The 12,770-nt window shown below is 64.4% G+C and carries 11 protein-coding genes; 5 read left to right on the forward strand and 6 right to left on the reverse strand.

Annotated elements, in window-relative coordinates; genetic code table 11:
- Positions 1–3 precede the first annotated feature (3 nt).
- A complete protein-coding gene (locus ACFR9U_RS07660; RefSeq protein ID WP_247375875.1) occupies positions 4–411 on the forward strand; it encodes a zinc-ribbon domain-containing protein in 408 nt (135 codons plus the stop codon).
- Here the strand turns inward: ACFR9U_RS07660 and ACFR9U_RS07665 are convergent.
- The 5 genes from ACFR9U_RS07665 to ACFR9U_RS07685 form a co-directional block, all read right to left on the reverse strand.
- Positions 408–2,177 (reverse strand): hypothetical protein, encoded by a 1,770-nt coding sequence (locus tag ACFR9U_RS07665; RefSeq protein WP_247375873.1) that lies wholly within the window; start codon positions 2,175–2,177, stop codon positions 408–410. The two genes, ACFR9U_RS07660 and ACFR9U_RS07665, sit on opposite strands and share 4 nt — an antisense overlap.
- Before the next feature lie 114 nt (positions 2,178–2,291).
- Positions 2,292–4,157: a DUF2070 family protein gene (locus ACFR9U_RS07670; RefSeq protein WP_247375871.1), complete on the reverse strand. Its 1,866-nt coding sequence runs from the start codon at positions 4,155–4,157 to the stop codon at positions 2,292–2,294.
- A 162-nt stretch (positions 4,158–4,319) separates the two neighbouring features.
- Positions 4,320–4,868 (reverse strand): GMP synthase subunit A, encoded by a 549-nt coding sequence (locus tag ACFR9U_RS07675; RefSeq protein WP_247375869.1) that lies wholly within the window; start codon positions 4,866–4,868, stop codon positions 4,320–4,322.
- A gap of 63 nt (positions 4,869–4,931) precedes the next feature.
- Positions 4,932–5,993 (reverse strand): sensor histidine kinase, encoded by a 1,062-nt coding sequence (locus ACFR9U_RS07680; protein ID WP_247375866.1) that lies wholly within the window; start codon positions 5,991–5,993, stop codon positions 4,932–4,934.
- A 114-nt stretch (positions 5,994–6,107) separates the two neighbouring features.
- Complete coding sequence (locus tag ACFR9U_RS07685) at positions 6,108–6,668, reverse strand: DUF7097 family protein (protein WP_247375864.1); 561 nt, start codon at positions 6,666–6,668, stop codon at positions 6,108–6,110.
- A 192-nt stretch (positions 6,669–6,860) separates the two neighbouring features.
- Here ACFR9U_RS07685 and ACFR9U_RS07690 point away from each other — a divergent pair, with 192 nt between their 5' ends.
- The 4 genes from ACFR9U_RS07690 (at position 6,861) to ACFR9U_RS07705 (ending at position 11,615) form a co-directional block, all read left to right on the forward strand.
- On the forward strand, positions 6,861–8,561 hold the full coding sequence (locus tag ACFR9U_RS07690; protein WP_247375861.1) for a methyl-accepting chemotaxis protein: 1,701 nt from the start codon (positions 6,861–6,863) through the stop codon (positions 8,559–8,561).
- A 41-nt stretch (positions 8,562–8,602) separates the two neighbouring features.
- A complete protein-coding gene (locus ACFR9U_RS07695; RefSeq protein ID WP_247375858.1) occupies positions 8,603–9,037 on the forward strand; it encodes a DUF192 domain-containing protein in 435 nt (144 codons plus the stop codon).
- 181 nt (positions 9,038–9,218) lie between these two features.
- Positions 9,219–10,763 (forward strand): (R)-citramalate synthase, encoded by a 1,545-nt coding sequence (locus ACFR9U_RS07700; protein ID WP_247375856.1) that lies wholly within the window; start codon positions 9,219–9,221, stop codon positions 10,761–10,763.
- Positions 10,764–11,108: 345 nt separating this feature from the next.
- Positions 11,109–11,615, forward strand: coding sequence for a hypothetical protein (locus ACFR9U_RS07705; RefSeq protein ID WP_247375854.1), 507 nt, complete (start codon positions 11,109–11,111; stop codon positions 11,613–11,615).
- Positions 11,616–11,650: 35 nt separating this feature from the next.
- Here the strand turns inward: ACFR9U_RS07705 and ACFR9U_RS07710 are convergent, their stop codons facing one another.
- On the reverse strand, positions 11,651–12,667 hold the full coding sequence (locus ACFR9U_RS07710; protein WP_247375851.1) for a DUF7972 family membrane protein: 1,017 nt from the start codon (positions 12,665–12,667) through the stop codon (positions 11,651–11,653).
- Positions 12,668–12,770 lie beyond the last annotated feature (103 nt).

Genomic DNA, 12,770 nt, shown 5'->3' on the forward strand with positions numbered 1-12,770 from the left:
GGTATGGGCCGCTGTCGACGGTGTGACACTGAGATCGACGATTCATCTCGCTTCTGTCCGTTCTGCGGTGCGCCACAGACCGAAAAAGCGGCCGAGCAGTTGGAACGGTACGTCAAACGGCAACTCGAGTCGGCCGAGTTGCAGGATCGAACTGGCAGCGGACAGTCCAGCGGTCGTCGCGAGCTGTGGGACCGTATCAGCTACGTCGTCGGCTACCTCACCGTCGTCGTCGGGCTGTCGTTGCGTGCGACCCTCGAAGGGAAACTGTTGCTGTTCAGTGGCATTCTCGTCTTGCCCCCGACTCGCCGGCTGTTGGGTCGTCCCCTCGGTCGGCCGTTCGCCCGAGAGTTCATGATCGGCGTGTATCTGTTTTTCACGGCCCTCGCCGTCGTCTCACTGCAGTTCCTTTAAGCAGCGTCTTCGCTGCCCTGGACCTGCTGGAGGGCGAAATACGAGACGGTGACGAAGACGATGCCCCCGATGACGAAGGGGATGATCGCCCCAGCGAATCCGAGTACGCCACCGAGTACGCCACCCAGTAGACCACCTGAACTGTCCGGGGCGACGGTGGTATTGGTGGCTGCCGTCGGTCTCTCGGTCGTCGCTGGCTGCGGGGCTGTCGTTACTGTGGGCGGTGCTGTCGTGGTCTGCGGTGGGGCACTTGTCCTGGGTGGCGTCGACTGAGGCGGGATCGCGTCGGCGTCGTCCCCGTCTAGCCGATACTTGTCAATCGCTCGTCCGCCGTTCTCATCACGCACGCGAACGGTGACGATCACCGGTTTCTCGGACGCCTGCAGCGACGTGTTGAACGACAACGTCTGGAGACTACTCAGGTTAGTGAAACGTTTGTACCCGGTGACGCTGCCAGCCCCGGTCTCGGATTCGATTTCGATAACGTCGATGTCACGGTCCGAATCGGAGGCCGTCGCCACGACTTGGACGTGGCCGTCGTCTCGGAGATGCGTCCGCCGTTCACTGATTCGGACAGCGGGCGGCGAGTTGCGGCGGACGGTGGTTGGGGCAGGGCCAGGGAGGCGAGTGACGTTGATCGTCTGATTTATCACTTGCCCGGAATAGTCCTGGGCGCGAACGTATATGAGATTGATTCCCGTCCTGTTTTTCTTGTCCCTGTCGGCGAGTCGAAGCGGGAGCCGTTCGCTGAACGTGATCGAACGGCCGGACCGCTGGTGCTCGTACGGCGTCCACTCGCGAATCTGGCGAGTGTAACTCGTTCGACCGGTCTTGCTGTTCGCGTTGACGTGTTTGACCAGAATCGACGCGTTGTGGACCCAGACGTTGTCTGTAATCGTGCCCGAGAGCGTGATTTCGCTCGTCGGTGCCGAGTCTTTGATCGGGATGGGCTCGGCGGTCGGCGGTGGCACGTCCCCGTACTTGTTCGGCGTCACTCCGATCTTCGCTCCCGTCGTGTCTTCGAGTGTGAGGTTGAAGTCCCACGTTCGGGTGTTCCCGGCCACGTCTGTGAGCGAGACTCGCATGTCGTTGGTTCCCGGGCCGAGAAGGAACGACTGGTTAAATTGCGTTCCGGGGTCCTCCAGGGAGACCGTTTCCAGGGTTCCGTTGTAGGTGTGCCAGACTTCCCCCGAGACGATCCTGTTGAAATCAGCCGCCAAAAACGAGAGCGTAACATCGGCGTCACTGACGTTGCCGTCCGGGATCGGGCCGTTGAGGTCAGATTCGTACGGTGACGTGAGTCCGACCCACGGTGGTATGGTATCCTTGCTGATCCTGAACGTCCGTGAGTTGATGCTCTCGTCGCTGTCCGTCGCGATGACGGTGATAGTGTTGTTCCCGCGATTGAGCGGCAGGTCCATCGTCACGTTCGCCTGCGCTTTCTCGGGACTGGAACTCCGAATCGTCTGCCCGTCTCTCCTGACGACGACTTCCTGTACTGTCGTGTCGACGCCAGCGTACGGTCCGACTGCAACGTCGATGGCCAACTTCGGGTTGTTCTGGACTACCTCCCAGCCGCCGTCGACGGAGTGGCCGTTCAGGGACAGATCGATCTGTGGCGAGGCAGTCGCGTTCGTCCCATTCGCTGCTGCTCGGTCCGCGGCAGCAACCGACGGCGTGAGAGCCAGAAAAACCACGACGAAACAGAGCGCCAAGACGGGCGTCGACAGACGGAGGACGTGCGACCAGTGGGCGTTGGATGACATGTCGGGAAAGAGATTACGTTCGCAGGAGGTTGCCGGGCCAGCTATCTATATCTATCGGGGATTTTATCTGCCCTAACTGTGCAACTAACTGTGACTGAATTTTATACGAGATCGTCAGGTGAGGAAAAATAGGAGTGCGGAGACAGTGAAGACGGCGAGGATGAACACGACTGCCAGGGCGCCACCCATCGACACCATCGCGTTGGCGTGCGAGGCGAGCGTCTCCGTGCGGTCGTTACCGAAGACGGTGACCTCGGCGCGTTCGCTCGCCATGCCGGCCTCGACGGGTTCGAGGTCGTCGATCGCGCGGTCGACGAGGTCGTCGACGAGGCTCACGAGGTCAGCGTCGGGGATGGCTGCCCCGACCTGGTTGTCCGCCTCGATGGTGTTGACGATGTGGGTGTCGGTCGTCATCACCTCTGTTTCGTCGACGTCGTCGTCCGCGCGGACGGTGCTGACGAGCTGCTCGCGGAGCCCCGGTTCCATGTTGTTGCCGTCGACGAGCACGTAGGCGGTGCGGTGGCCCTCGACGTCGAGGACGGCGACGCGAATTCCCAGCGGACCGATTCCCTCCTGCGGTTCCCAGGGGGTCTCGTCCCAGGCGACGCCGAGCTTCGGCTGGCCTCGTCGGGCTTCGACGACGGACGCGCCGAGTTCGCTCGCACCGTGGATCATGTCGAACGACCGCTTGCTTCCCGGGGTGACGTGGCCCAGGTCCTCGCCCTGGAGTCCGTTGTTGCAGTTGTGCGCGTCGACGAGCATCACGTCGTCCAGGCCGGCCGAGCGAGCCTCTGCGGCGGCCGAGAGGCCGACGGCGTACTCCACGTCGTCGGCGAATCCCGGTGCGTAGGTCGTGACGACGAGTGCGTCGTCACCGAAGGCCTGGCCGACGAGACTGGCTTCCCCCTCGTCTGTGCGGACGCTGACGGTCGCTTCGTCCTGGAAGTCGATCTCGGCGGCGGCGCGTTCGGCGGCGTCGATGATCGTGTCGACCTCGCGCTCGGTGACGAGGTTGAAGTCGTGACCAGCGGTCGCGTGCGGTGGGAACGCCAATCCTTCGGCGCTCTTGGCGACTCGCTCGGGGAGGTTCCCCCCGCCGATCTCGCCCATCGGGCCGGGGTGTATCATCGGCAGGACGAAGCGCGCTTTCTCCGTTCCCCCGGGCGTGCGGAAGATGAGGACGGTCACGGGGACGACAGCCTCCTCGCCGATCTCCTCGAAGAAGTCCTCCAGTTCGCGGGTGCCCTCGGCGATGTGGCCGATGAACCCGCGGATGAAATCCAGCACGGAGACGTCGAGACTGCGGCGCCACGGCTGGTCGATCGCGAGCAGGAACAGCCAGACGGCAGTCGCGTAGAGCGCACAGACGACGACGAGCATGACGAAGTCCTCTGGGGTGACGACGAGCAACTCCGCCGGGGCCTCCTCCGGGCGCGAGAGGTACGATCGGGTGAGCGGGCCGCCGATCTCGAAGTAGCGCAGCGTTCCGCTGTAGATGAACAACAGCAGCGCTGCTGCGGCGGTCTGGAGGCTCGCGGGGATTGCCGCGACAGGCAGCGAGTGCCGAGAGACGGCCATGACGACGAACAGCCTGAGCGCGAAGATCGCGCCCAGCGCGGCGATGAGCACGTCGAAGACGAACTCCTGGCCGAAGCCGGTGACCACCGCGATGACGCCCGCCACGGTCAGGAACCCGATGGTGACGAGTTCACAGGTGAGCGCCAGCAGCGACGCGCGGTTCGGCGTCAACTGGCCGCCCAGTCGGCCGTCGACGTACGGCGTCAGCGCGCTCGCCGCGATCGTCGGGAGTCCGATGAAGAACACGCCCTCCCAGGCGTCACCGAGGACGAACGTGGAGTCGAACGCCGCGACACCGCTGACCGCAGCGATACAGAGCGCAAAGGCGAGACTGGAATACCAACTGGGCGCGCGAAAGATGAACCGAGAGAGGCTAGCCAGGTCACCCTGTGTGGCTGTCATCGTACCGTTCTTTCCCCTGCCCCGGTCTATAACTTTTGACAATTTTGCGACGTGAGGGGAACGTAGCCACACGTTGCGCTCGGGAGACCGCGCGGTCGCTCCGCTCGCGAACTGATGGCTTGGTGAAACCGCACCGCCGCGAGAAACCGCTGGGAGAGATCGCTACTCGCAGATGGCCAGGAAGTTCTCGAACACTTCTTCGCCTTCGGCGGTGTGTGAGACCTCGGGGTGCCACTGGACGCCGTAGAGATCGCGGTCGGTGTCGCTCATCGCTTCGACGCCGCAGACGTCGCTCGTTCCGGTGCGGGTGAACCCCTCGGGGACTTCCTTGACCTCGTCGGCGTGACTGGCCCACACGCGCGTTTCGGGCGCCAGCGACCCGACGAGCGGGTCGTCCTCGTCGGTGATCTCGACGGTCACGTCCGCATAGCCCCCGTAGTCGCCGGAGCCGACGCGGCCGCCGAGTTCCGCCGCGATGAGTTGCATGCCGAGACAGATGCCGAACACCGGAACGTCGAGGTCGAGGTAGTCCGGACAGCGACCGATGTCGTCCATGTCCGGGCCGCCGGAGAGGACGAGGCCGTCGGCCGTGACGTCCTCCGGTGGGGTGGTGTTGTCGATGAGTTCAACGTCGACGCCCATGTCCCGCAGGGCCCGCTGTTCCAGGTGGGTGAACTGGCCGTGGTTGTCAACCACGTCGATACGAGTCATTTGGTCACTTGCAGTTGGCGGGCGTGTATATATCCGCTGAAACGGAGCGGCGTTCGACGCGCGTCAAAATCCGAGACGGCTGTGCGTGCCGGCACGTGGGAGCCTGATGTCGATGACGCTGCGGCTGTCGTCGGCGTCGTCGATGGTGAGTTCGCCGTCGTACTTCTCGACGAGCCAGTCGACGAGCCAGAGCTCGATGCCACAGCCGTGGTCCAGTTTCGTCTCCTCGCCGGCCGAAACCACCGCGAGGTCCGCCGTGGGGAGCGTGTGACTGGCGTCTTCGATCCGCAGCTCGACCCATCGGGTGCTCGTCGTCACCTCGACCTCTAACGTGGGGGCACCGTTGCCGTGGTCGACGGCGCTCATGACGATGTTGTCCAGCAACATCCCGAGCATCCCGTCCGCGACCACCCACGCTTCCGCCGGGCAGTCGGTCTGAATCGTGACGTCGGTGTGTGTGGTCGTCAGCTCGTCGACCTGGCGGTCGATGACGGCGACCACGTTGACCGGACGGTGCGTCTGGCGGCCCCGGTCCAGGGCGGTATCGACGGCGCGAACCTGTTCTGTCAACTCGATCAGGCCGTCGAGTTTCCGCAGCGTGATGTCGATCTGTGCCTGCTGGGGATCGTCGACCTTGGCGCGGACGTTCTCCAGATGACCGAAGACGACGGTCATGTCGTTGCGGAGGTTGTGCCGGAGGACGCGGTTGAGGACGTCAGTCCGAACCCCCATTCGCTCGTTCGCGTTGTGCACCGCCCAGAGCGCGCCGCCCAACACGCCCACGATCGCACCCGCCGCGACGTTGTTCGCGGCGACGCCGACCTGGATCGCTGTCGATCCGAGTACCAGCTTTGAGAACAGAAGGTGTCCGACGACGAACGCCGTCGTGATCTCTAGACCGAGTGCCCCGCACTGGGCGACCCACCAGATCTGTTCGTCGTCGAGGTTGATCCGTGGCAACCAGTACACTGCCGAGCCGAGCGCGACCGCCGGAACGAGGCCAGTGACCGACCAGAGCCAGTCACGAGGCGGACTGAGCGCCAGTTTGCTCAACAGTAGTCCGCTCAGAACGAGCCCAGTTCCGGCTACGTAGTTGACGCCCAGGCTCCGCTTCGTCACGCGCATGCTCACGAACTGGAATCGTTTTCGGATCGACCGCTTGCCCACTTAGTACCGACCATTCTATTATCATGTATGATACTAAAACACGTCGAGCAGCGGTTCCCGTCTTTGCTGCGCTCACTCGCCGTCGCGGTCGAACCGATCGGCGGCCGACTGGAATCCCAGTTCGTCCTGCTCGCGGGATCGGCGTGCTTCCTGCTCGGCGAGCGCTTCCGGGTCGGGCGCGGCGTCGTCGTCGACGCGCGCCCAGGAATCGTGCACCTTGGCGTGACACCACCGACAGAGGTACACCGTGATCTCGTGACTCGGATCTCCGTCCCCGTGCGTCGACTGCGAACGGTACGAGAGGTGATGTTCTTCCAGCAGCGGTCGTTCGTCGGAGTGGGCCATCCGCCGTTCTTCGAGTCCACACCGGACGCACTCCCGGTCGCGGTTCCGACACCGGAAGTGGGGACAGTCGTCCCACTCCCAGGGTCCCGTCGGGTCGGGTTCGTCGGGATCGCCGGCGACTGGACACCGGAACTCGTCGGCGCTCCGGGCGTCGGCGAACGCCGGGTCACGGTCACCGTGCTCGACCGCGAACCGACAGCGCCCCTCGTCTGTGAGGTGGTCACACCGACCGACGAACCCGTAGGGATCGTCGACGCCGACCGACGTGCCCGAGGGGGTCTTCTCCATGCCGCCCCGTTTGGGAGCGTCCCTCTCAAACCTCACGGTCACTCGGAGACGGCGGGGGTGTGCCCGTTCTGTTCTCCCGTGTGAAAATTTAACCCGGCTGCATCGTGTGTAATTTCCGTTTATTTGGCATTTCTTTTCAGTATTTGAGAATCTGACAGTCGATTTATTGGGGGATACTCGATAAGTGGGAGTATGCACCTACTGGTTCGTCGATACGAATCGCTGCTCCGGGGGATGATGTCGGCCCTCGGCGTCGACAAGTCTGTCGAGCGAAAAATCCTGGTCGCCGTCGGGATTCAGTTCGCGGTCTCGCTCGGACAGGCAGTCCTTCCGTTTCTCTTCTCGGGAACGCTCCGATTGGTCCTCCTCGGGGCGCTGCTCCTCGGCGCTGTGGTCGCGTTCGCGAACACGCTGTTGATCACGCGCCAGGACTTCATCGATCCGATCAAGAAGCTCGAACGAAACGCGACGGCCATCGCGGGGGGAAACCTCGACGTCGCCATCCAGCGACTGGACCAGCACGACGAGATCGGCCGGCTGGTCGACGCGTTCGCTGACATGGGCGAGTACCTGAACGTCGTCGACCGACAGGCCGCTGCGCTCTCTCGCCAGGAGTTCGACGACCCGGTGCTCGACGAGGACGTCCCCGGCGAGTTCGGCGAGTCCCTGGACCGGATGGCCGACAACCTGGCCGAGTACACCGAGGAACTGGAGTCGATGACGACCGAGCTGGAACAGCGATCCCAGAACCTGGAGGCGATGGCCGCCTCGTTCGGCGAGGCGACCGAAAAGGCGCGCGACGGCGATCTGACCGCGACGCTCGACATCGACGCCGAGAACGACCGCCACGACGCCGTCGTCGAGAACTACAACGACCTGCTCGCGACGCTGGGATCGACCATCGGCGACGTGGCCGAGTTCGCTCACTCGGTCGCTGACGCGAGCGGGGACCTCCGGATCTCGATGGACGAGATCGACTCTGCCAGTCAGGAAGTCGCCGGCTCGACCAACGAGATCTCCGACGGGGCGGCCCAACAGAGCGAGCAGCTTCAGGCCATCGCCACGGAGATGAACACCCTCTCCGCGACGGTCGAACAGATCGCCGCCTCCGCCGACGAGGTGGCCACGACTGCGGAGGAGGCCGCCGAACGCGGGCGGTCCGGCCGCGACGCCGCCGTTGACGCCATCGACGAACTCGACGACGTGGAGAGCCGGATCGACCAGACCGCAGACGAGGTCGAGGCGCTCGTGGGTCGGATCGACGAGATCGACGGGATCGTCTCCTTTATCGAGGAGATCGCCGAGGAGACGAACCTGCTCGCGCTGAACGCCTCGATCGAGGCCGCCCGGGCGGCCGACGGCAGCGACGGGTTCGCCGTCGTCGCCGACGAGGTGAAGAACCTGGCCGACGAGACCCGCGCGTCGGCCGACGAGGTGTCCGACCTCATCACCGAGATCCAGTCCGAGTCCCGCGAGGCCGTCGACGAGGTCCGGGCGATGAACGAGCAGGTCTCCGGTAGCATCGCGACGATCGAGGACACGCTCCGTGACTTCGAGGACATCGTCGACGTGGTCGGTGATCTCAACACGAGCGTCCAGGAAATCTCGACGGCGACCGACGAACAGGCCGAAACGACCCAGCAGGTCGTCGGAATGGTCGACGAGGTCGCCACCATCAGCGAGGAAACGGCCGCCGAGGCCGACAACGTCGCCGCCGCCGCCGAAGAACAGACCGCGTCGGTCTCGACCGCGACTGACCAGGTCCACGCGCTCGCCGGCGAAGCCGACGAGTTGCAGGCGCTCGTCGAACGGTTCCAGTTGCCGGGCACCGACGTGGCCGAGAAGACCGCCGTCACCGGCCCCGGGCAGGCGAGCCCACCAACTGACGACTAATCGACCAAATGTTTTTGACAGGTCGGGTCGACGACCGAGGTATGCGCGTCGTGCACGACCCGGACGGTGACCGCCGGGCGCTCGCGACGGACGTCGAGATCGCCGACACGTTCGTCACCAAGACGCTCGGATTGATGGGGAAGTCGTCGATTCCCGACGAGTACGCGCTGGTGTTCACCTTCGGCGAACCGGACTTCCTCCACAGGCTGTTCGACACCATTCCCCGGCAGTACATCCACATGTTGTTCGTGCGGACGCCGCTGGACGTGCTCTGGCTCCGCGAGGACGAGGTGGTCAAGACGGAGACGCTCTCACCGTGGGTCGGGCTGGGTGCCGCCAGAGCCGACACCATCGTCGAACTCCCCGCGGGTGCCGCCGAGGGCGTCGAGGTTGGCGATACCGTCGTCATCGAGGACGGACCCAGCGGGGACGACCGGGCCACCGCTGGCGCCGAGTCCGGCGAGACTGAGGCGTGACGACCCCGAACTGACGACTGCTCGAGTAGTCAGCTCGTCACTGCCAAAGAGATAGATTAATCAGGACGCATTGCCCTATTCCCAGCTACCATGTCGGAATACGACACGGAGGATAGAGGAAGTCGCCGCAAGGCGGCTGGCCGTGAAATTCTCGGTTGTAACTGATGGAAGTGGACTAACGGTGACAGAGAACAGTTTCTTCGGTAGGCATCCCGATACGACGGACCTCGCAGAGGTCGACGACGTACAGTTCTTGGACACGACGCTGCGCGACGGCGAGCAAGCCCCGGGCGTCTCGCTGACGCCCGACGAGAAGGCGCGCATCGCCCGCAAGCTCGACGAGGCCGAGATCGACTTCATCGAGGCCGGCAGCGCCTGCACCGGGCCCGGTGAGCGCGACACGATCAAGCGCGTCACCGACCTGGACCTGGACGCGACGATCACGAGTTTCTCTCGTGGCATCCAGAACGACATCGACCTCGCACTCGACTGTGACGTCGACGGCGTGACCATCGTCGTCCCTGGCAGCGACAAACACATCGAGGAGAAGGTCGGGACCACTCACGAAGACAACGTCCAGAACACGCAGGAACTGGTCGAGTACGCCAAGGACCACGACCTGTGGGTCGAAGTCATCGGCGAGGACGGCTCCCGTGCGGACCCGGACTACCTTACGGAGCTGATGGCCGCGTCGATGGATGCCGGCGCGGACCGCATCTGCTACGCCGACACCGTCGGCCACGCGACGCCCGACGACACGCTCGAACGCATCAAACCGATGACCGAACTCGGGCCGACGAGCACCCACACCCACGACGACCTGGGGATGGCGGTCACGAACGCCCTCGTCAGCGTCGCCGCGGGTGCGGACCTCGTCCACGGCACGATCAACGGCATCGGCGAACGCGCGGGCAACGTCGCGCTCGAAGAGGTCGCCATCGCGCTCGACCACGGGTACGACGTCCAGCCGATGGACCTCACCGAAGTGTACCCCCTCGCCGAACTCATCTCGAACACGACCGGCGTGCCGCTGGCCCCGAACAAGGCCGTCATCGGCGAGAACGCCTTCACCCACGAGTCGGGCATCCACACCGACGGCACGCTCAAGGACGACACGATGTACGAGCCGTACCCGCCCGAGAAGGTCGGCCGTGAACGTCGCCTCGCCCTGGGCAAGCACGCTGGCCGCGCCGGCGTGGAGGCCGCACTCGACGAACACGGCTTCGACGCCGACGACGACGAGATTCACGAGATCGTCCAGCGCGTCAAGGCTATCGGCGACCGCGGCAAGCGCGTCACCGACGCCGACCTCCTGACGATCGCCGAGGAGGTCATCGGCCAGGACCGCGACCGCCGCGTCGAACTCGTCGAGATGACCGCTGCCAGCGGCTCTGGCACCCCGACTGCCAGCGTTCGCATCGAGATCGACGGCGAGGAACGCGTCGCCTCCGGCACCGGCTCCGGCCCGGTCGACGCCGCCGTCCAGGCGGTCCAGGAGGCGCTCGGCCACGCTGCCGACGCCTCGCTGGACTCCTACCACGTCGACGCGATCACTGGTGGGACGGACGCAGTCGTCACCGTCGAGGTCGTGATGTCCCGCGGCGACAACTCCGTGACCGTCGCTATCTCCGACGCCGACATCACGCGCGCCTCCGTCGAGGCGATGGTCGACGCCATCGACCGCCTGATCGCCAACGAACCCGATCAGGTCCTCGCCGATGATTGATCGGTGAGGGCGTCGGCTCGAACCGCGATCATCGGCGAGCAGCCGACGACTGAACCCCACTCTTTTACTTCCAGGGGTGTCCTCGGCCGCGAAGCGGCCTGCGGGAATCCCCTGTTGCAAAAACCTGGACTAAAAACTGCTCCAGACTCGCTGGCTCACGGCTACGCCGTTCGCCCTTCCGAGGCGTTCACTTCGTTCACGCCTCGCTACGCTCGTCTGGAGTGAACCGCGCCGCTTCGCGGCGCGGACGCTCGTCTTCTTCCGCATTACACTGCCCCTTCACGCTCACCGAGCGACAGAACGGCCGAAATACATATCTCGCCGTATCTGTAATGTCACCATCACATGGGCCCGGGGCTCCGCTCGCGAGTGCGCGCTCGGCTTCGCGAGAATCCCGTCCTCATCGCGTTTGCAATCGCCGTCGTCGCCCTGGTGCTCGTCGTGCCACTGTTTTTCGCGTACGTCTACTACCCCACTGGCTGTGCGCCGGTGTACGAACGCCCAATGGCGTCCTACGCCGTCAATTCCACGCCGACGCCCGACGGCGTCCGGGTGACCGTGACCCAGACCGGCGGCGACTCGATTCCCGCGGACGACCTCTACGTCGAGGCACCGGGGACGAACACGTCGTTCGCGTCCTACAACACTCAGGACGTCCGGGATTCGTCCGTCGACATCGGTGATTCGGTCGTCCTCTCGGGTCTTCCGAACGGGAGTCGCGTGGAGGTGGTCTGGCGAAATCAGAGCTTCGAGTACGACCACGAGTGTTCGAAGGGGCCGACGCCGTACCGGTACGTCCTCGCGGCGTTCGTCGTCGAGAACGAGAGTGCCCAACTGACGCCGTCCCGGTGACACGCTGCCGGCAGGGGTGGCTGGCCGACCGTCGCTCAGGAACTGACGGTGAACGGCCCGGCAGCGGCGGTTCGGTGGGCGACCGTGGCGACCCGGAGCATGTACGAGGTGAGGACGAGGAACGGGGCGAGCGAGATCGTGAACGTCAGGGAGACGAACGTCAGCAACGGGGGCAGTCCGAACATCCAGACGTCGGGCAGGAGCTGTGCGTTGATTGCGAGGATCGTCGTCGCAGTGATCAGGATGGCCGGGAGGGAGATGAGCAGGAGCGTCCGTGACAACTGGGAAATCTCGCGGCTGTAGTACAGCGTCTTGAAGTACTGCCGTCCGGTCGCAAATAGCTCGAACGCCTGTCTGAGCTCTTCAAACAGCTCTTCGGTGCTCTCTCCAAACCCGTTGCCGTGTGTCGATCTGAGCAGGCGTGAGCGGTCGATGAGTTCGTCGTAATCCAACTCCAGCCCCAGCCAGAGGACGCCGAATTCGGCGCCACCGACGCGTTCGAGTGACTGTTCGAGGTGTTCGGCTGTGTTCGTGGTTGATTCGATGTGTTCCTGGATGTCCTGGGCGAACTCCTCGTCGGCACCTTCGGCGACTTCTTCGAGGTCACGAGCGCGCTGTCTGATGACCTCCGCCATCACCGTCAGGAAGCCGCTCGGATTCGTCGGGGTCTGCTCGACGTCGGACAGGCGGCCCACTTCGCGGCGGAACCGCAGCGCGCTCTCGATGCGATCCTCCTGCTCCCCGACGGACGTGATGTCGTAGGAGAGGATGATCGAGTTGATCGAAACGACGATGGACACGAGCAGGATGATCCCGCTGAGAAGGCTGTTGAGTAACGTCTGGACGGCCTCGGTCTCGGTGAGCAGCACCTGCATCTCGAAGGTCCAGACGGACCCGACCGAGAGAATCGTCCCGAACGTGACGAGGAGGAGCGCGAGTGTGACGGCGTACCTGTTCCCTTCTAACAGGAGCCACCGACCAGGTTTGAACCCTCTCCGCGTCGGGATCGGTGCCCACCCTCGCAACCGACGGAGATACTTGAACAGTGCCATCGGTCACCGGACGTGATGCGTCGATGGCGTTGCGGACTGTTTGGGCGCCGTCGAATCGGCTGCGATCATGGCACCTGTTCCGCTATCCGGACACTTCAGCGTC

This window comes from Halorientalis brevis (genome assembly GCF_042678165.1).
Taxonomy (GTDB): Archaea; Halobacteriota; Halobacteria; order Halobacteriales; family Haloarculaceae; genus Halorientalis; species Halorientalis brevis.